The sequence below is a fragment of the Cellulomonas sp. PS-H5 genome (assembly GCF_019265565.1).
GTDB lineage: Bacteria > Actinomycetota > Actinomycetes > Actinomycetales > Cellulomonadaceae > Cellulomonas.
Genome location: NZ_JAHVCI010000026.1, coordinates 1 through 18,654 on the forward strand (window position 1 = coordinate 1; position 18,654 = coordinate 18,654).

The 18,654-nt window shown below is 76.3% G+C and carries 16 protein-coding genes; 9 read left to right on the plus strand and 7 right to left on the minus strand.

Annotated features, from left to right (window positions below; all coding sequences use genetic code 11):
• Positions 1-705: BTAD domain-containing putative transcriptional regulator (locus J5O08_RS11495; protein ID WP_218707011.1), on the minus strand; the 705-nt coding region annotated here is incomplete at its 3' end.
• 168 nt (positions 706-873) lie between these two features.
• Between J5O08_RS11495 and J5O08_RS11500 the strand changes: the two genes are divergently transcribed.
• From J5O08_RS11500 to J5O08_RS11515, 4 genes are all read left to right on the plus strand, one after another.
• Positions 874-2,172 (plus strand): amidohydrolase, encoded by a 1,299-nt coding sequence (locus tag J5O08_RS11500; protein WP_218707012.1) that lies wholly within the window; start codon positions 874-876, stop codon positions 2,170-2,172.
• 13 nt (positions 2,173-2,185) lie between these two features.
• Positions 2,186-3,025 (plus strand): RNA methyltransferase, encoded by an 840-nt coding sequence (locus J5O08_RS11505; protein WP_218707013.1) that lies wholly within the window; start codon positions 2,186-2,188, stop codon positions 3,023-3,025.
• 192 nt (positions 3,026-3,217) lie between these two features.
• Entirely contained in the window at positions 3,218-3,847 is a 630-nt protein-coding gene (locus J5O08_RS11510; RefSeq protein WP_218707014.1) for a M15 family metallopeptidase, read from the plus strand.
• Positions 3,848-3,911: 64 nt separating this feature from the next.
• Positions 3,912-4,943: a serine hydrolase gene (locus J5O08_RS11515; RefSeq protein ID WP_218707015.1), complete on the plus strand. Its 1,032-nt coding sequence runs from the start codon at positions 3,912-3,914 to the stop codon at positions 4,941-4,943.
• A 12-nt stretch (positions 4,944-4,955) separates the two neighbouring features.
• Here J5O08_RS11515 and J5O08_RS11520 read toward each other — a convergent pair whose 3' ends face one another.
• The gene (locus J5O08_RS11520; protein WP_147796517.1) at positions 4,956-5,168 is read right to left on the minus strand and encodes a DUF3072 domain-containing protein; all 213 of its coding nucleotides are present in this window, start codon (positions 5,166-5,168) and stop codon (positions 4,956-4,958) included.
• A gap of 147 nt (positions 5,169-5,315) precedes the next feature.
• Between J5O08_RS11520 and J5O08_RS11525 the strand changes: the two genes are divergently transcribed.
• Positions 5,316-7,025, plus strand: coding sequence for a BCCT family transporter (locus J5O08_RS11525; protein WP_374225974.1), 1,710 nt, complete (start codon positions 5,316-5,318; stop codon positions 7,023-7,025).
• Between the two features lie 73 nt (positions 7,026-7,098).
• Positions 7,099-8,550 carry an amino acid permease gene (locus J5O08_RS11530; protein ID WP_218707016.1) on the plus strand — a complete coding sequence of 484 codons (1,452 nt, stop codon included), beginning with the start codon at positions 7,099-7,101 and terminating at the stop codon, positions 8,548-8,550.
• Between the two features lie 16 nt (positions 8,551-8,566).
• On the opposite strand, the gene J5O08_RS11535 is transcribed toward J5O08_RS11530, so the two are convergent.
• Positions 8,567-9,190, minus strand: a complete 624-nt coding sequence (locus tag J5O08_RS11535) for a LysE/ArgO family amino acid transporter (RefSeq protein ID WP_218707017.1) — start codon at positions 9,188-9,190, stop codon at positions 8,567-8,569.
• A gap of 128 nt (positions 9,191-9,318) precedes the next feature.
• On the opposite strand from J5O08_RS11535, the gene J5O08_RS11540 reads away from it, so the two are divergent.
• Positions 9,319-10,203, plus strand: coding sequence for an ArgP/LysG family DNA-binding transcriptional regulator (locus tag J5O08_RS11540; protein ID WP_218707018.1), 885 nt, complete (start codon positions 9,319-9,321; stop codon positions 10,201-10,203).
• 108 nt (positions 10,204-10,311) lie between these two features.
• Here the strand turns inward: J5O08_RS11540 and J5O08_RS11545 are convergent, their stop codons facing one another.
• Positions 10,312-12,633 (minus strand): glycoside hydrolase family 65 protein, encoded by a 2,322-nt coding sequence (locus J5O08_RS11545; RefSeq protein WP_218707019.1) that lies wholly within the window; start codon positions 12,631-12,633, stop codon positions 10,312-10,314.
• Between the two features lie 82 nt (positions 12,634-12,715).
• Here J5O08_RS11545 and J5O08_RS11550 point away from each other — a divergent pair, with 82 nt between their 5' ends.
• Both J5O08_RS11550 and J5O08_RS11555 read left to right on the plus strand, forming a co-directional pair.
• Complete coding sequence (locus J5O08_RS11550) at positions 12,716-12,919, plus strand: hypothetical protein (protein WP_217615423.1); 204 nt, start codon at positions 12,716-12,718, stop codon at positions 12,917-12,919.
• Positions 12,916-13,269: a type II toxin-antitoxin system PemK/MazF family toxin gene (locus tag J5O08_RS11555; RefSeq protein ID WP_308160991.1), complete on the plus strand. Its 354-nt coding sequence runs from the start codon at positions 12,916-12,918 to the stop codon at positions 13,267-13,269. Before J5O08_RS11550 ends, J5O08_RS11555 begins: the two co-directional genes overlap by 4 nt.
• Here the strand turns inward: J5O08_RS11555 and J5O08_RS21635 are convergent, their stop codons facing one another.
• The 3 genes from J5O08_RS21635 to J5O08_RS11570 form a co-directional block, all read right to left on the minus strand.
• Positions 13,270-16,368, minus strand: coding sequence for a DEAD/DEAH box helicase (locus J5O08_RS21635; RefSeq protein ID WP_218707021.1), 3,099 nt, complete (start codon positions 16,366-16,368; stop codon positions 13,270-13,272). It lies immediately after the preceding gene.
• A 223-nt stretch (positions 16,369-16,591) separates the two neighbouring features.
• Positions 16,592-17,029, minus strand: a complete 438-nt coding sequence (locus J5O08_RS11565; protein ID WP_218707023.1) for a PTS sugar transporter subunit IIA — start codon at positions 17,027-17,029, stop codon at positions 16,592-16,594.
• Positions 17,026-18,555, minus strand: a complete 1,530-nt coding sequence (locus J5O08_RS11570) for a PTS mannitol transporter subunit IICB (protein WP_218707056.1) — start codon at positions 18,553-18,555, stop codon at positions 17,026-17,028. Before J5O08_RS11570 ends, J5O08_RS11565 begins: the two co-directional genes overlap by 4 nt.
• Positions 18,556-18,654 lie beyond the last annotated feature (99 nt).

Genomic DNA, 18,654 nt, shown 5'->3' on the forward strand with positions numbered 1-18,654 from the left:
CCGGAGGTCGTGCGAGGGCAGCAGCCCGATCTCGTCGAGCGCCGCGGCCGCCCGCAGGTACGCCAGCACGGCCTCGCCCGGGCGGCCCTCGGCGGTGCGGGCCCGCACCAGCAGCGCCCACGCCCCCTCGCGGTACGGGTCGCCGTCGAGCGCCCGCTCGGCCGCCTCCGCGGCGCGCTCCGGGTCGGTGCCGATCAGCGCGCGGGCGAGCGCCTCGTGCGCGCTCCGGCGCGCGGTCTCGAGGCGCTCGGCCTCGGCCTGCACCTCCGGCAGGTCGGCCTCGGTGCCGAACGCCGGTCCGCGCCACAGGGCGAGGGCCTCGGCGAGCACCTCGGCGGCGGGCCCGGTCGCCGCGCGGCCGGCGTCCGGCCAGCCGCGGGCGGCGGCGCCCCGGGTCACGGCGCGGACGGCGCGGTCGAACCGGTCGGCGTCGAGGTCCTGCGGGTCGAGCCGGTAGCCGCCCGGGACCGCGCGCAGGTCGGCGCCCACCAGGGCGCGGATCCGCGACGCGTGGCTGTGCAGCGTGTGCTCGGCGCTGGGCGGGGGACCCGCCGGCCACAGCGCGGCGATCAGGCGCTCCCGGGGGACCAGGGCGCCCCGGTGCGCCAGCAGCACCGCCAGCAGGGCGCGCTGACGGGAGCCGCGGACTGGCTCTGCCCCCTCCGCGGTCACGAGCTCCACAGGCCCCAGGACCCCGTACCGCATGAGGCCGATCGTGGCCCCCGGGAGGTGGGCGCGGCAAGGGGTCCCGTGCCGCGGCGCAGGTGGGAGCAGGTCCGTCGCGCGGCCGGGCACACCGACGTCCCGCCCGGCTCACCCGCGCGGGGTAGCGTGCGGCGAGGAACGCCGACCCACCCCGGAGGGACCCGCCGCATGGCCCTGGACACCGCCCCGACCGCCGACCCGACCCGCGCCGCCCGGGTGCTGGACACCGCGGGCACCCGCGACGCGCACTGGCGGGACCTGTACCGCGACCTGCACGCGCACCCCGAGCTGTCCGGGCGGGAGCACCGCACCGCCGCGGCGCTCGCGGCCGAGCTGCGCGCGTCCGGCCTCGAGGTCACGGAGGGCGTCGGCGGGACGGGCGTGGTCGGCGTGCTGCGCAACGGCGACGGGCCGGTCGTGATGCTCCGCGCCGACATGGACGGCCTGCCCGTCCTGGAGGAGACCGGCCTGGAGTACCAGAGCCGGCACACCGACGTGAACCCCGCGGGGGAGACCGTCGCCACGATGCACGCCTGCGGCCACGACATGCACGTCACGGCGCTCGCGGCCGCGGTGGACGCGCTCGCCGGCGCGCGCGACGCGTGGTCCGGCACGCTGCTCGTGGTCGGCCAGCCCGCCGAGGAGACCGCGACCGGGGCGAGCGCGATGCTCGCGGACGGCCTGTTCACGCGGTTCCCCAAGCCGGACGTGGCGCTCGGCCAGCACGTCGGGCCGCTGCCGGCCGGGGTGGCGAACCACTCCCGCGGGCTGCTCATGGCGGCCGCGGCGACCCTCGACGTGACGATCCACGGCCGCGGCGGCCACGGCTCCCGCCCGTTCGTCACGGTCGACCCGATCCTCACCGCGGCGTACGCGATCACCCGGCTGCAGACGATCGCCGCCCGCGAGACGTCGCCCGAGGACCCGCTGGTCGTCACGGTCGGCACGTTCCACGCCGGCACGAAGTCGAACATCATCCCGGACACCGCGACGTTCACGGTGAACCTGCGGGCACGGTCGGACGCCTCGATGGCGCGGGCCGTCGCCGCGGTCGAGCGCATCGTCGGCGCCGAGGCGCAGGCGGCGGGCTGCCCCGAGCCGCCGACGATCACGATGCGGGAGAACCCGCCGGCCACGGTGAACACCGCCGAGGTCGTGGACCGCGTCATGGCCGCCCAGCGGGCCGTCATGCCCGAGGGTGCCGTGCGGACCGCCGAGCCGCTGATGGGCTCCGAGGACTTCTCCGAGTACGGCCTGCCGAAGGGCCGGTACGAGGGCGACCCGGTGCCGTACGCGTTCTGGTTCTGGGGCGGCATGGACCCCGCGCTGTTCCCCGACGGCTACGTCTCGGGCTTCTCCGCGGCCGTGCCCGGGAACCACACCGCCCAGTTCGCCCCGCTCGACGAGCCGACGATCGCCGCGGGCCGCCGGCTGCTCGTCGCCGCAGCGCTGGAGTTCCTGGCCTGACCCCGGTGGGATGATGGCGGGCGTGCCCGCGCTCGACATCGTCCACCTGACCGACCCCGACGACGAGCGGCTCGCCGACTACGTCGCGCTCACCGACGTCGCGCTCCGGTCGCGGCACGAGCCCGAGAAGGGCCTGTACATCGCGGAGAGCTCGACGGTGCTCGGGCGCGCGCTGGCGGCGGGGCACCGGCCGCGGTCGGTGCTGGTGTCGCCGCGCTGGCTGCCGGACCTGACGGCGATGCTGGAGGCGCGCGACCCCGACGGCGAGCCCGTGCGCGTGTACGTCGCGGACCCCGCGGTGCTGGAGGCCATCACCGGCTTCCACGTGCACCGCGGGGCGCTCGCCGCGATGCACCGCCCGCCGCTGCCGCCGGTCGCGGAGGTCATCGCCGGGGCGCGCCGGGTCGCCGTGCTGGAGGACGTGGTCGACCACACGAACGTCGGCGCGGCGTTCCGCTCCGCGGCGGCCATCGGCGTGGACGCGGTGCTGGTGACGCCGCGCTGCGCCGACCCCCTGTACCGGCGGTCGGTCCGGGTCTCGATGGGCACGGTGTTCCAGGTGCCGTGGACCCGGGTGGACCCGTGGCCCGGCGGGATCGACGTGCTGCGCGGCGCCGGGTTCGTGACGGCGGCGCTGGCGCTGTCCGACGACTCGGTGAGCCTGGACGCGCTCGAGGCGGACCCGCCGGAGCGGCTGGCGCTGGTGCTCGGCGCGGAGGGCGACGGGCTGAAGCCGGCGACGATCGCGGCGGCCGACCTCACGGTGCGGATCCCGATGGCCGGAGGCGTGGACTCGCTGAACGTGGCGGCGGCGGGCGCGGTGGCGTTCTGGGCGACGCGCGTGCGCGGCTGACGGGACGCCTACGCCTTCCGGCCCCGCCACAGCCGGTCGGCGTGGGTCGCGCCGGAGAGCGTGGGCGCGGCGGTCGGTGCCGGGTCGGACGAGGGGACCAGGCGCCCGTCCGACCCGGGTCGGACGGGCGCGCGGGCGCGGTCGGCCCCCGGGGCGACGCGCGCGGACCGTCCCGGGGGCGAGGGTCGGTGCATGCCCCGACACGACCGCTCCCGGCACGACCACCCGCGTCCCCGACCGCGCACCGCGCGCCGGCCGGCCGTCCTGGCGGGGACGGTGGCGGTCGCGGCCCTCGCCCTCGCGGGCTGCTCGGCAGCCGGTGGTCCCGGCGACGGGTCGCGTGCGCTGCCCGCGGTGCCGGTCTCGACGGCCGACCCCGCGTCGCAGGAGCCGATCGGCGCATCCGGAGACGGCGCGGGGCCCGACGCCCCGCCGCTCGCGGACGGCCTCGACGGCGTCGACGCCGACCTCGCCGCCCGGTTCCGGGACGCCCGCGCGGCCGCCGACGCCGCGGGTGTCGAGCTGCGCGTCACCTCGGGGAGGCGCACGCCGGAGGAGCAGCAGCGCCTCGTCGACGACGCCGTCGCGAAGCACGGCGTCCCGGAGGCGTACCGCTGGGTGCTGCCGCCGGAGTCGTCCGCGCACGTGCAGGGCCTGGCGGTCGACGTCGGCCCGACCGAGGGGGCGTACTGGCTCGCGCAGCACGGGGTCGACTTCGGGCTGTGCCAGACGTACGCCAACGAGGTGTGGCACTTCGAGAAGCTGCCGGACGGCGCCGACGCCTGCCCGGAGCAGCACCCGGACTCGTCCTGGGGCTGGTGACGGCGGGGAGCCGCGCGGCGGAAATCTGCTGGCCGACCGGCGGGGGGCGCCGTAGCGTCGCCGCATGACGACCGCCGAGCACCGCAGCCCGACGACCGCCCCCGAGGACCTCGGACCCGCCCTGCACGCCCGAGCCGAGGCCTCGGGCCTCAGCGGCGTCGTGCACGTCTCCCGCGCCGAGGAGGTGCTGTTCGCCCGGGCGTACGGCTGCGCGGACCGCGCGCGCCGGGTGCCCGCCACGCCCGACCACCGGTTCGGCGTCGCGAGCGTCGCGAAGGGCTTCACCGCCCTGACGATCGCCTCGCTGGTCGAGGAGGGCCGGCTCGGCTGGGACGACCCGGTGCGCCCGGTGCTCGGCGCGGACCTGCCGCTCGTCGACGACCGGGTGACCGTCGACCACCTGCTGGGCCACACGTCCGGGATCGGCGACTACCTGGACGAGAACGGCGACGGCTCGATCACCGACTACGTGCTGACGCTGCCGCCGCACGTGCTGGACGACACCGAGGCGTACCTGCCGATGCTCGCGCCGCACGCGCAGGTGTCGGAGCCGGGCGTGGAGTTCGCGTACAACAACTCCGGATACGTGCTGCTGGCGCTCGTCGCGCAGCGGGTCGCGGGCGCGCCGTTCGCGGACCTCGTCGCCGAGCGGGTCCTCGGCCCGGCCGGGATGAGCCGCACGGGCTTCCCGCGGTCGGACGAGCCCGCGGCGGACCTCGCCGTCGGCTACCTCGACGAGGACGGCCCGCGTACCAACGTGCTGCACCTGCCGGTGCGGGGGAGCGGCGACGGCGGGCTCGCCACGACGGCGGCGGACCTGGCCGCGTTCTGGCGCGCGCTGACCGCCGGTCGCATCGTGCCCGCCGCGACCGTGGCCCGGCTGACCGAGCCGTGGCACGTCGTCGAGGACGAGGAGATGCGCTACGGGCGCGGGTTCTGGCTGGGCCTCGACTCCGACGACCTGGTGCTGGAGGGCTACGACGCGGGCGTCTCCGCGCGCACCCGGCACGACCCGGCGACGGGGGTCACGGTCACCGTGATCGCGAACACGTCGGACGGGGCGTGGCCGGTGCTGCGCGAGCCCGAGGACGACTGAGCCCGCGCGGGGTCAGCTCGCGCCGCGCCCGGTCTCGCCCTGGAGCCGGTCGATCATCTCGGACGCCTGGGCCTTGGTCAGGTCCTCCGGGACCTCCTCGCCGGCCTCCCGCGCGAGGGTGTGCAGGTAGGAGTCCTGCGGGCCGGTCATCGGCTCGTCGCCGGTGACCCAGTCCGCGGGGTCCTTCGTGGCGTCGGTGCTGGGGTCCGGGGTCTGCTCGGTCATGGCGGTCACGCTAGGTCCGGGCACCCGGACGCGCACGGCGAGCGGACCTCGGCGAGCGCCGCGCGAGGGTCGGGTCGATCCTGTGGTGGGTGGTGACCTCCCTGGCTAGGGTGGTCGCCGCCCTGCCGCCGACCGAAGAGGACCCCCGTGGCGACATCGACGACCGACACCGAGCCCGACGCGCGGGCGCCCCGACCCGGGAGCGGCCGCGGCCCGTGGGGCACGTCCCGCGCCGTGTTCTGGGGGTCCGTCGCCGTCGTGGCGGCGGTCTCCGGCTTCACGATCCTGTTCCCGGACACGGCGAACGACGTGATCGGCTCGGTGCAGACGAACGTGGTGAGCGCCTTCGGCTGGTACTACGTGGCGCTGGTCGCCGGGTTCGTGGCGTTCGCCATCTGGCTCGGTGTCGGCCGGTGGGGCGACATCACCCTCGGCAAGGACGACGACGAGCCCGAGTACCCGCTCGGCTCCTGGTTCGCGATGCTGTTCGCGACCGGCATGGGCATCGGCCTGGTGTTCTGGGGCGTCGCCGAGCCGCTGAGCCACTACGCCGACCCGAAGCCCGGCGTGACCGGGACGCCCGAGCAGCTCGCGCAGCAGGCGATGTCGCAGACCTACCTGCACTGGGGCCTGAGCGCGTGGGCGATCTACGTGGTCGTCGGCCTGTCGATCGCGTACACGGTGCACCGCAAGGGCCGCCCGGTGTCGATCCGCTGGGCGCTGGAGCCGCTGCTCGGCGACCGGGTGCGCGGCCGGCTGGGGGACGCGGTCGACGTCACCGCCGTCGTGGGCACCGTGTTCGGGGTCGCGACCTCGCTCGGCCTGGGCGTGCTGCAGATCACCGCCGGCCTCGAGCACACGGGGATCGCGACGAGCTCGACGACGCTGCAGGTCGTCCTCATCATCGCGATCACCGCGGTCGCCACGCTGTCGGTGGTGTCGGGCCTCGACAAGGGGCTCAAGTGGCTGTCGAACATCAACGTCTCGATGGCGGGCGTGCTGCTCGTGCTCGTGCTGGTGCTCGGCCCGACGCTGTTCCTGCTGCGCGAGTTCGTGCAGTCGATCGGGACGTACCTCGCGCAGGTGGTCCCGCTGATGTTCAACGTCTCGGCGTACGCCGGGGCCGAGGGCGAGGCGTGGCAGGCGTCCTGGACGACGTTCTACTGGGGCTGGTGGATCTCCTGGTCCCCGTTCGTCGGCGTGTTCATCGCCCGGATCTCGCGCGGCCGGACCGTCCGGCAGTTCGTCGGCGGCGTGCTGCTCGTCCCGACGATCGTGTGCTTCCTGTGGTTCTCGGTCCTCGGCGGGTCCGCGCTGCACCGCGAGCTGTTCGGGCAGGGCGGCCTGGTCGGCCCGGACGGCGAGGTCGTCCCGGAGAACGCGCTGTTCGACCTGCTGGCCGGCCTGCCGGGCGGCGCGGTGCTGTCGATCGGCGCGATCATCCTGGTGGCGCTGTTCTTCATCACGTCCGCGGACTCGGGCGCCCTCGTCGTCTCGATGCTCGCGGCCGGCGGCGACCCGCACCCCCGCACCCCGCTCCGCGTCGTGTGGGCGGCGCTGGGCGGCGTGCTCGCGATCGCGCTGCTGCTCGCCGGCGGACTGACCGCGCTCCAGACGGCCGCGATCCTCATCGCCCTGCCGTTCAGCGTCGTGATGATCGGCATGGTCGTCTCGACGTCCCGGTCCCTGCACGCCGAGCACACCGCGTTCCTCCGCGCCGAGCGGCGGCAGCTGCGCGCCCAGATCGACGAGCAGGTGTCCCGCCAGCTCTCCCGGCAGGTCGACCGGCGCGTCGACCGGCGGTTCGACGAGCGGCTCGGCCGGTGGCGGCGCTCGCGGGAGCGCCCCGGGAAGTAGGGCCCGCGCGGGGCCGCTACGGTGGTCGGCGGCCGCGACCACCGCGGCCGCCCCCCCCGCACCAGGAAGTCGCATGCCCCGCGCCACGCCCGCCCCGTCCACCGTCGCCCCCGCCGCCGCGCCGGCAAGCCCCGAGCAGCCCGCCGGCGACCACCTCGGCCACGGGCTGCGCACCCGGCACCTCACGATGATGGGGCTCGGCTCAGCCATCGGCGCCGGGCTGTTCCTCGGCAGCGGCGTCGGCATCGCCACGGCCGGCCCCGCGGTGCTGGTGTCCTACGCGGTCGCCGGGGTGCTGGTCGTCCTCGTCATGCGGATGCTGGCGGAGATGGCCTCGGCCCTCCCGGCCAGCGGCTCGTTCTCCGTGTACGCGGAGCGCGCGCTCGGCCGGTGGGCCGGGTTCACGCTCGGCTGGGTCTACTGGTTCACGCTGATCATGGTGCTCGGCGCCGAGGTCACGGGCGTCTCCCGGATCGTCACCGGCTGGCTCCCGGGCGTGCCGCAGTGGGTGGTCGCGCTCGTCGTGGTCGCCGTGTTCGCGGGCGCCAACCTGGCGGGGGTCCGCAAGTTCGGCGAGCTCGAGTTCTGGTTCGCGCTGATCAAGGTCGCCGCGATCGTGGTGTTCCTGGTGCTCGGCGTGCTGCTCGTGCTGGGCCTGCTGCCCGGCACCGACCCGGTCGGCACCACGAACCTGCTCGGCCACGGCGGCTTCGCGCCGGAGGGCGTGGGCGGGGTGGCGGCGGGGCTGCTGGTCGTGGTGTTCGCGTTCGGCGGCATCGAGATCGTCACGATCGCCGCCGCCGAGGCGCGGGACCCGCAGCGCGCGGTCGGCCGCGCGACCCGGACCATCGTGTGGCGGATCCTGCTGTTCTACGTGGGCTCGGTCGCGATCATGGTGCTGGTCCTGCCGTGGGACGCCCCCGTGCTCCAGGAGGGGCCGTTCGTCGCGGTCCTCGACGTCGCCGGGCTGCCCGGCGCCGCGCGGCTGATGGAGGCGGTGGTCGTCGTCGCCCTGCTGTCGGCGTTCAACGCGAACGTGTACGCGACGTCCCGGATGGCGTACTCGCTCGCCGGGCGCGGCGACGGGCCCGCGGTGCTGCGCCGGGTGTCCGGGCGCGACGTGCCGTGGGTCGCGGTGCTGGTGTCGGTGGCGTTCGGCGTGGTGGCCGTCGCGCTGAACTGGGCGCTGCCGGACACGCTGCTCGGCATCCTGCTCAACGCGGTCGGCGCGGCGCTGCTGGTCGTCTGGGTGCTCGTCGCGGTGGCGCAGCTGCGGCTGCGGCCGCGGCTCGAGGCGGAGGCCCGCGACCGGGGCGAGCGGCTGCCGCTGCGGATGTGGGGCTACCCGTGGCTGACCTGGGCGACGCTCGCCGCGCTGGCCGGCCTCGTGGTGCTCATGCTCGCGGACGGGTCGGCGCGGGGGCAGCTGCTGTCGACGGCGGGGCTGGTCGCGGTCGTGGTGGGCATCTACGGCGTGACGGCGCTCGTGCGCCGGCGCCGGGCCGCGGCGACCGTCGGGGCCTGAGCGCGGGCCGCGCGCCTCACAGCCCCAGCAGCAGGCTCGCCGCGATCGCCAGCATCACCAGCGCGATCACCCCGTCGAGCACGCGCCACGCCCCGGGCCGCGCGAACAGCGGCCGCAGCAGCCGGGCCCCGTACCCGAGCCCCGCGAACCACAGCAGGCTGCCGAGCACCGCCCCGCCGCCGAACCACCACCGGTCCTCGCCGTGCGTCCCGGCCACCGAGCCGAGCAGCACGACCGTGTCCAGGTACACGTGCGGGTTCAGCCACGTGAGCGCGAGGCAGGTCGCCACGACGGGCCACGCCCGGGCCGGCGCGGCGGCATCGGCGTCCTCGGCGGTCAGCGCGGCACCCGGCCGCAGGGCCCGGCGCGCCGCGACGACCGCGTAGCCGAGCAGGAACGCCGCGCCGGCCAGCCGCGCCACGGTCAGGACCACCGGGTGCCGGTCGACCAGCGTCCCGAGCCCGCCGACCCCGGCCGCGATCAGCGCGGCGTCCGACAGCGCGCACACGGCGACGACGGGCAGCACGTGGACGCGGCGCAGGCCGGTGCGCAGCACGAAGGCGTTCTGCGCCCCGATGGCGACGATGAGCGAGAGGCCGAAGGCGAGCCCGGTGAGGGCGGCGGCGAGGGAGGCGGGCACGCGCCGACGCTAGGGCCGGCGACTCGCATCAGTCCAACGACTGCTCGCGATGACGCATCAGCAACTCTGATGGGAAGGGGGTGCTGGGACCGGTCACGAGGGGTGGCCGCGGTCGGTAGGGTCCCCGCATGGCCGAGGTCGACCTCCCGCAGCTCCGCGCCCTGCTCGCCGTCGTCGACGAGGGGTCGTTCGAGAACGCCGCCGTCGCGCTGCACCTCACGCAGTCCGCGGTGAGCCAGCGCATCCGGGCGCTGGAGACCGCGGTCGGCCAGGTGCTCGTGCGGCGCGCGCGGCCCGCCGGCGTGACCGCGGCCGGCGAGGTGTACCTCCGGCTGGCGCGCCAGGTGGTCGCGCTGGCGGACGAGGCCCACGCGGCGGTGACGGCCGGGGCGACGTCGGGGCGTCCGGTGCTGCCCATCGCGGTCAACTCGGACTCGCTCGGCACCTGGGTGCTGCCGGCGCTGGCCCCGCTCGCGGACGAGATCGTCTTCGACCTGCACCGCGAGGACCAGGACCACTCCGCCGACCTGCTCCGCGAGGGCGCGGTGGTCGCGGCGATCACGACGGCCGCGCGGCCGGTGCAGGGCTGCACGTCGCACCGGCTCGGGGTGCTGCGGTACCGGCCGATGATCGCGGCGCACCGGGCCGCCGCGCTGCTGCCGGACGGCCCGACGCCGGCCGCGCTCGCCGCCGCGCCGCTCGTGGTGTTCGACCGGAAGGACGACCTGCAGGACCGCTACCTGCGCGGGCGCGGCGCGGACCCGGCGCTGCCGCCGCGGCACCACGTGCCCGCGTCGGCCGACTTCACGCTCGCGGTCCGGCTCGGCCTCGGGTGGGGGATGCTGCCCGACGCGGACGCCCGCGCGGGGGAGGCGGACGGGACGCTGGTCGACCTCGACCCCGGCCGGCACGTCGACGTCACGCTGCACTGGCAGCAGTGGACCGTGCGGACCGCGGCGCTCGAGCGCACGGGCGAGGCGGTCCGGGCGGCCGCGGCGGCGTACCTGCGCTGAGCGGGCGCATCGGGCGCATCGGGCGCATCGGGTGCCGAGGTCGGCGGTTGCGTCCCGACACGCGGCGCGACACGCCGGGCCCGTGGGCGGAACCGGCGACCTCGACGGTCAGGTCTCGTCGAACACCGGGTGCCGGTGCGGCGGCTGCGGCGGGCTCGGGTGGTGCTCGGCGGGCGGCTGCGGACGCTCCTGCTCCGGGGTCGCCGTCGTCAGGTGCACCGGGTCGCCGTGGTGGGTCAGGCGCGCCTCCTCGCCGGAGAGCAGCCGGTAGGCGACGAGGTCCTGCCGCACGTCGACCTCGACCCGCGCGCCGGCCTGGAGCACGGTGAACGCGATCCGGGTGAGCCGGCGGGGGAGCCGCGGCGTCAGGTGCACGGCGTCGCCGACCTGCCGCAGCCCGCCGAGCCCGACGACGAGCGCGGTCCACGCGCCCGCCAGCGCCGCGACGTGCAGGCCCTCCGCGCTCGACGCGCGCAGGTCGGACAGGTCGATGAGCGCGCACTCCCGGGCGTAGGCGTACGCGAGGTCCGGGTGGCCGACCTCCGCGGCGACGACGGCCTGCGCCGGGGCGGACAGCGAGGAGTCCCGGACGGTGATCGCCTCGTAGTAGGCGAAGTCGCGGCGCTTCTGCTCGACGGGGATGTCGTCGGCGGCCACGTGCAGCGCGAGGACCAGGTCCGCCTGCTTGGTGACCTGACGGCGGTAGATCTCGACGAACGGGTGGTGCTCCTGCAGCGGGTACCGGGTGTTCGCCGGGGCGCCGAAGTCCCACGGTGCCCGGCGCGTGAAGCCCTCGTGCTGCTCCGTGACCCCGAGCTCCTGCGAGTACGGCACCATCATGCGGTCGGCGGCCCGGCGCCACTCGGCGCGCTCGGTGGCGGTGACCCCGAGTCGCGCCGCGACGTCGGGGTGCCGCTCGCACGCGTCGGCGGCGGCCCGCAGGTTCTCCCGCGCCACGAGGTTCGTGTACGTGTTGTTGTCGACGACCGCGGTGTACTCGTCGGGGCCGGTGACCCCGTCGATCCGGAACCCCTCGGGCGTGTGGTGGCCCCGGCCCGCCCACAGCCGCGCGGTGGGCACGAGCAGGTCGACGGCGACGTCCCGGTCGAACACGGCGTCGCCGGTCGCGGCGACGTGCCGGGCCGCGGCGATGCCGACGCCCGCGTTCACGTGGAAGGCGGCGGTGCCGGCGGGCCAGTACCCGGAGCACTCCCGCCCGCTGATCGTCCGCCACGGGAAGGTCACGCCCGGGAGCCCGAGCTCGACGGCCCGGGCGCGGGCCTGCGGCAGGGTGGCGTGCCGCCAGCGCAGGTGGTCGGCCGCCGCGCGGGGCAGGACGTGGTCGAGGACCGGGAGGACGAAGCACTCCGAGTCCCAGAACGTGTGCCCGTGGTAGCCCGTCCCGGCGAGGCCCTTCGCGCGGATCCCGGCGCCGTCCGCCTGGGCCGAGGCCTGCACGACCTGGAGCAGCGCGTACCGGGCCGCCTGCTGCAGCTCGTCGTCGCCCTCGACCAGCACGTCGCCGCGCGCCCAGACGCCCGCGAGCTCGGTCTCCTGCTCGTGCCGCAGCCCGGACCAGCCGGCCGCGCGCGCGGCGCGCAGCTCGGCGTCGGCCTGCGTGTGCAGCGCCTCGGCGTCCGTCCCGCCCGCGTACGCGGCGATCACGACGACCTCGACCGCCTGCCCCGCCCGCAGGTCGACCGTCAGCACGGCGCCGTGCGGGTCGTCGGTCGACCAGCGGGCGTCGACCCCCTCGTCGGCGGAGACCTCGTGCGCGGTGCGCACCACGACCTCCCGGCCGGACCGCTCCGCGCGCTGGTGCACCGCGGAGCCCTCCGGGTCGTGGCGGCAGGTCAGCGTGCGCACGCCGGGCTCGTGGGCGGGCGGCGCCCCCGCGTGGCCGCAGCCCGGGACGGGGTGGGCGGTCAGCGTCACGTCGGCCTCGGCGCGCACCCGCCACCGGGTCGCGACGACGCCGCGGCGGGTCAGCGACACCAGCCGGCGCGTGCTGAGCGCGACCGCGGCGCCGGTCGACGGGGCCGTGCGCCGCTGCTCGCGGTCGAGGACGCCGCGGCGCAGGTCGAGGACGCGGTCGTCGTGGGACGCGGGGGCCGGGGTGGCGTCGGCGGGGGCGGCGTCGAGCGGGTCGCCGTCCACGGACCAGCCGAGCGCCCAGGCGTCCACGACGGGCACGAGCACCTCGTCGACGGCGGGGTACGCGTACGCCCGCTCGGCGTAGGTGTGCGGCACCTCCTCGTAGACGGTCGCGAGCAGGGTGCCGGGTCCCAGGCCGTGGCCGGGGCGCTCGGGCACGGCGCGCACGCCGAGATAGCCGTTCGACAGCGTCAGCACGGAGGCGGCGGCCGCGGGGTGGTGCAGGTCCAGGCGGGACTGCCGGACGTGCCAGGGGTCGTCGGATCGGTGGAGCACGGGGTCACTCCACCACAGGGCCCGCGACGCGGCGCGGGGAACGTGTTGAACACCTGTGCAACACCCGCGTAGGCTGTCGGGCATGGCGACCCGCACGATCGGATTCCGGCCGAGTCCCGAGGACGAGCGGATCCTCGCTGCCGCGGCCGCGGCGGGTGAGAGCACGACGGACACCATCCGGCGCGCTCTGCGCCTCCTCGACCACGAGCGCTGGCTGGAGCAGATGCGCCGGGACGCCGACCGGCTGCGGGACGAGGTCCTCGCCGACGAGCCGGACGCCTGGTGATCCGGGGGGCGGTGCACCGCGTCGACCTGGGCGCACCGCGCGGGCACGAGCAGGGCGGGCGCCGGTACGCCGTGATCCTGTCGCCGACGGACCTGAGCTGGTCGGTCGCCACGGTGGCGCCCACGTCGACCGCCGCGCAGCCGGCCCTGTCCCGACCCGAGGTCGAGGTGCTCGGCCGCGCCACCCGGGTGCTCGTCGACCAGATCCGGACGGTCGACGTCGACTACCTCTCGGCCGACCCGGTCGACTACCTGGGTCGCGATGCGATGGCACAGGTCGACCACGCGCTCGCGCACTACCTCGGGCTGGTGGCCGCGGACGGCGGCGGCCGGACGCCCTCGTCGGCCTGATCAGCCCAGGAGGTCGCGCAGGTCGTCGGCGGTGAGGGCCGTCGAGAACAGGTCGCCGTCGTCCAGGACCGCGTCGACGAGCGCGGCCTTGCGGGCCTGCAGCGCGACGACCTTCTCCTCGATCGTGTCCTCCGCGATGAGCCGGTAGACCAGCACCGGCCGGTCCTGCCCGATGCGGTGCGCGCGGTCGACGGCCTGCTGCTCGGCGGCCGGGTTCCACCACGGGTCGAGCAGGAAGACGTAGTCGGCCTCGGTGAGGTTGAGGCCGGTACCGCCCGCCTTGAGGCTGAGCAGGAACACCGGCGCGTCGCCGGTGCGGAACTCGTCGACCACCTCGCCGCGCCGGGTCGTGGACCCGTCCAGGTACACGTACGGCACGCCGGCGGCGTCGAGGCGGTCCGCCGCGCGCGACAGGTAGGACGTGAACTGGCTGAACACCAGCGCGCGGTGCCCCTCGGCGACGACGTCGTCCAGCTGCTCCAGCAGCGCGTCGAGCTTGGCGGACGGGGTGCCCGCCAGCGCCGGGTCGATCAGCGAGGCGTCCAGCGCGAGCATCCGCAGCAGGGTCAGCGACCGGTAGACGATGAACCGCTGCCGGTCCAGGTCGTCGATGAGGCCGAGCACCTTCTGCCGCTCGCGCTGCAGGTACCGGTCGTAGACGTCCCGGTGCGCGGGGTCCAGGGCGACCGTGAGGGTCTGCTCCTGCTTCTCCGGGAGGTCGGCGGCCACCAGGTCCTTGGTGCGGCGCAGCAGGAACGGACGGATCCGCCGGCGCAGCCGCTCGAGCCGCCCGGCGCGCAGCCGCGCCGCGGACTCGGGCAGGTCGCCCGCGCCCGGCCCGGTGGCGATGCCGGCGTGCGCGTCCTCGATCGGGCGGACGTACTGCAGCGCGAACGTCGCGGCGGGCGGCAGCAGCCCGGGCGCGACGAGGTCGAGCAGGGCGTGCAGCTCGGTGAGCGAGTTCTCGACGGGCGTGCCGGTGAGGGCGAGGGCGAACGGCGCGCCCAGGTCCTTCGCCGCGCGGTGCACCCGGGACGCGGGGTTCTTGACCTGCTGCGCCTCGTCCAGCACCAGCCCGGCCCAGCCGACGGCGCGGTACGCCTCGGCGTCCAGCCGGAGCAGGGCGTAGGAGGTGACGACGACGTCGGCGCCGGCCGCGACCTCGGCGAGCGGCGCCGGTCCCGTCGCCTGGGTCGCCTCGACGCGCCGCACCGTCAGCCCGGGCGTGAACCGGGCGGCCTCCGCCACCCAGTTCGGGGTGACCGAGGTCGGGGCGACGACGAGGAACGGGCGCGCGTCGTCGTGGGGGCTGCGCTGCTCGACCACGTGCTGGAGCAGCGCCAGGGTCTGCAGCGTCTTGCCCAGGCCCATGTCGTCGGCCAGGATCCCGCCGAGCCGGTGCCGCCACAGGAAGGCCAGCCACGCGAAGCCCTCGGCCTGGTACGGCCGCAGCTCCGCGTGCAGCCCTGCGGGGGCGGGCACGGGCGCGGGCGCGTCGCCGGCGGCCTCGGCGAGCAGCCCGCGCCAGGCGTCCGGCGGCTCGGCCTCGTCCGCGAGCTCCGCGAGGTCGGCCCACAGGCTGGTCTGGTGCCGGCTGACCCGCAGGCCGGTCTCCCACTCGGCGAGCTCGCGCGCCTCCGCGACCAGCGCGGCCAGCGGCTCGAGCGCGGGGTGGTCGAGGGACAGGTAGGTGTGGTCGACCAGGCGCAACCGCCGGCGGCCCTTCGCGAGCGCCGCGAACAGCGGGCCGAACGGCACGGTGCGGCCGTCGATCGTGACCGTGACGCCGAGGTCGAACCAGTCGGTCCGCTCGCTGGGCTGCGCGGTGACGGTGAGCACCGGGGCGTCGTGCAGGACCCGGTAGTCGGGGGCCGCGCCGATCGTGTCGACGCGGACGCCGGGGAGCGCGGCGACGCGGGGGAGCGCCGCGGTGACGTAGTCGGCGGCGTCGGCGTCGCGGAGGGTCGCGGGCGGGGGGAGCGGCGGCCGCCCGTCGGCGGGGTCGGGGCCGTCGGGGCTGTGGCCGCCGGCGTCCGGCCAGCCCCCGGGCACAAGGTCCTCCGGCACGAGGTCCTGCGGGTCCGGCGCCGGGCCCGAGCGCGCGTGCCCGTCCCACCGCCACGCCAGGTCGACGACCCGCCCGGGCAGGTGCCGGACCGTGAGCACGAGCGTCGGCGGGGCCGGCGGCGGGACGACGACCGAGCCGTCGGCGCTCGCGACGTCGAGGCCGGCGCGCAGGGCGGGCAGCTGCTCGCGCAGGAACGGGCCGGCCTGGTCCTCCGGCACCACGACGCCCGCGCGCAGGGCGTCCGCGACGGTGCGGCCACCCGCGGCGTGGCCGATCAGGGCGAGCTGCTGCGGGCCGAGCGGCTCGGCGGCCGGGGCCAGCAGCACGCGGCGCGGGTGGGCCGGGTCGACGACGTACACGCCGTGGTCGCCGATCGCGTGCGCGTGCTCGACCGGGAACGGTTCGCCGTCGACGGTGAGGTGCGCCGCGACCCGCACGCCCCCGGGACCGCGGGCGACGTCCAGGCCCAGCCGGACCGCGCCCCCGCGGCGCACCTCGGCGCCCGCGCCGGAGCCGACCAGCGGGATGCCGAGGTCCCGGGCCTGGTCGAGCAGGTCCCAGAGCACCGGGTTCACGAACTCGTCGAGGTAGACCCACGCGGCGTCCTGCCCGGGGACGGGGGGCTCGGCGGCGCGGTGCAGGGCGCCCACCTGGCAGAACCAGCGGTGCTGGTCGGCGTCCAGGTCGAGGCGGGCGCGCAGGTGCGGGATGTTCGCCCAGGTGACGCTGCCGCGGGTCCAGCCGCGGTCGGTGCGGGTCACCGGGCGGACGCCGAGGCGGTAGCCGGCGGTGCCGGGCTCCGGGGGCTCGCCGGGGCGGCGGGCGACGGCGGTGCGGGACACGGGGCCGTTCCAGCGCTCGCGGGTGCGCGGGGTGAGCTCGCGGAGCTCGACCTGGAGCGCGGCGCGGCGGGAGCGCGGGGCGGGGGCGGAGTCGCCCCAGGCGAGCAGCCCGTCGAGCACCGCGCGCCAGTCCCCGGCGGGCTCGCCGGCCCCGCCCGCGGACGGCGCGGGGGACGGGACGGCGGGCACGCGCCCGATCGTGCCACACGCCCCCGACAGCGCCCGCCGCCCGGCGTCGGCTCGGCTGCCCGCCCGCCCACGGAGCAACCGACACGTCGAGCGAGTAACCGCGGACTGCTCGCTCGACGTGTCGGTTGCTCGCTCGGCGCGGCGTCGCGCGGCGGGTGCGTGACAGCGCGCCCGGGGCGGGCAGGGTGCCCCGGGCGCGCTGGGCTCGGGGACCGGCCGGCGGTCAGGCCGGCTCGACCTCCGCGAGGACGGCCGTCAGCTGCTCCCGGGTGGTGGCGTCGAGCACGCGCTGCACGCGCTCGCCGTCGCTGAACACCAGGGCGATCCGGGACAGCAGCGACAGGTGCTCGTCGCCGACGCCCGCGATGCCCACGACCACCCGCACGGGGTTGCCGTCCCAGTCCACCGGCTCCTCGTACCGCACCAGGCAGACCGCGGACCGGTGGATCGCGCCCTTCGCCTCGTTGGTGCCGTGCGGGATGGCGAGGTAGCTGCCCATGTACGTGGAGATGGTCTGCTCGCGCTCGAGCATCGCGTCCACGTACCCGGGGTCCACCGCGCCGGAGCCGACCAGCAGCGCCCCGGCCTCGCGGATGGCCTCCTCCTTGGTCCCGGCGCTCCCCGCGGGGACGATCAGGTCCGCGCTCAGCAGCTCCGTCATGACGTGCTCCTCTCCGCCGTCTCGGACTCCGCCTCGGCCCGGGCCTCGCGCACGACGTCGTCGTACACGGGGCTGGACAGGAAGTTGTCGACGGAGACGTGCCGCGCGCTGGGCGCGTGCCTCCGGGCCCGGTCGGTCAGCTCGCGCTGGGTGATGACCAGGTCGACGTCGTCCTCCAGGTTCGCGACGGCCTTGTTGACCACGGTGATGTCCCCGCGGCCGGCCTTCTTGAGCTTGTCGCGCAGGATGCTCGCGCCCATCGCGGACGACCCCATGCCGGCGTCGCACGCGAACACGATCGACCGCACCGGCGCGACCGGGGCGCCGTCGGCCGTGGCGCCCGCCTCGGCCGGCACCACGCCGCCCTGCCGTGCCGCCATGGCGTCGAGCGCCGTGGACGACTTGCCCTTGTTGGCCTCGGTCTGGGCGATCGCCGCGGCGAGGTCGCCGCCGCCCGCCGCGAGGTCCCGCTTGCGGGAGGCCCGCAGGATGACCGCCGCCACGAGGAACGTGACCACGAAGGCCAGCACCACCGAGAGCGTCACGCCCACGAACGAGTCGCGTGGTGTCGCGGCGTACACCGCGATGATCGACCCCGGTGCCGCCGGGCCGCGCAGGCCGCTGCCGAACACCACGTTGGTCGCGATGCCGGTCGCACCGCCGAGGATCGCCGCGATGATCAGCGTCGGCTTCATCAGCACGAACGGGAAGTACACCTCGTGGATGCCGCCGATGAACTGCACGACCGCCGCGCCCGGGGCCGACGACCGCGCCGCCCCGATGCCGAAGAACGTGTAGGCCATCAGGATGCCGAGGCCGGGCCCGGGGTTGGACTCCACCAGGAACAGCAGCGACTTGCCCTGCTCCACGACCTCCTGGGCGCCGAGCGGCACCAGGACGCCGTTGCCGATGGCGTTGTTGAGGAACAGCACCTTCGCGGGCTCGACCACCACGGCCATGAGCGGCAGGAGGTGGTTGTCGGCCATCCAGGACACGACGTTGCCGAGCGCGTCGGACACGCCGGTGATGATCGGCGCGAACCCGAAGAACGCCCCGACGGCCATCGCGGCGCCGAGGATGCCCGCGGTGAACATGTCGACGAGCATCTCGAAGCCGGGCTTGATCTTCCCGGCCCAGATCGAGTCGACCTTCTTCAGCACCCACGCGGACAGCGGGCCCACGATCATCGCGCCGAGGAACATCGGCACGGTGGAGCCGGTGATCATGCCGACCGCCACGATGGAGGCGACGACGCCGCCGCGCTCCTTGTAGACGATCCGGCCGCCGGCGTTCGCGATCAGGATCGGCAGCAGGTAGGTCACCATCGGACCGACCATGCCGACGTACTGCTGGAAGGTCGTGCCGTCGTCGGCGAGCGCCAGCTGCGTGGCGGCGCCCTGCCAGCTGCCCGGGTCGTCGGCGTTGCCGAACCCGCCGAGGATGCCGTTCGGCAGCCAGCCGACGGCGATGAACAGCGACGTGATCAGGCCCCAGGCGAGGAACGCCGGGAGGTTCGGCATGATCATGGCGCTCAGGAACGCCCCGAACCGCTGGACGCGGACCTGGGCCTGCTTGCCCCGCGACGGGGTCGGGGCGGTGGTGGCGGCTGCGGTGGACACGGGGTT

What these genes read in the sequence shown, in the direction of transcription:
- J5O08_RS11500 (WP_218707012.1), top strand. Translation starts at nt 874, where the DNA reads ATGGCCCTGGACACCGCCCCGACCGCCGACCCGACCCGCGCCGCCCGG.
- J5O08_RS11505 (WP_218707013.1), top strand. Translation starts at nt 2,186, where the DNA reads ATGGCGGGCGTGCCCGCGCTCGACATCGTCCACCTGACCGACCCCGAC.
- J5O08_RS11510 (WP_218707014.1), top strand. Translation starts at nt 3,218, where the DNA reads ATGCCCCGACACGACCGCTCCCGGCACGACCACCCGCGTCCCCGACCG.
- J5O08_RS11515 (WP_218707015.1), top strand. Translation starts at nt 3,912, where the DNA reads ATGACGACCGCCGAGCACCGCAGCCCGACGACCGCCCCCGAGGACCTC.
- J5O08_RS11520 (WP_147796517.1), bottom strand. Translation starts at nt 5,168, where the DNA reads ATGACCGAGCAGACCCCGGACCCCAGCACCGACGCCACGAAGGACCCC.
- J5O08_RS11530 (WP_218707016.1), top strand. Translation starts at nt 7,099, where the DNA reads ATGCCCCGCGCCACGCCCGCCCCGTCCACCGTCGCCCCCGCCGCCGCG.
- J5O08_RS11540 (WP_218707018.1), top strand. Translation starts at nt 9,319, where the DNA reads ATGGCCGAGGTCGACCTCCCGCAGCTCCGCGCCCTGCTCGCCGTCGTC.
- J5O08_RS11550 (WP_217615423.1), top strand. Translation starts at nt 12,716, where the DNA reads ATGGCGACCCGCACGATCGGATTCCGGCCGAGTCCCGAGGACGAGCGG.
- J5O08_RS11565 (WP_218707023.1), bottom strand. Translation starts at nt 17,029, where the DNA reads ATGACGGAGCTGCTGAGCGCGGACCTGATCGTCCCCGCGGGGAGCGCC.
- J5O08_RS11570 (WP_218707056.1), bottom strand. Translation starts at nt 18,555, where the DNA reads ATGATCATGCCGAACCTCCCGGCGTTCCTCGCCTGGGGCCTGATCACG.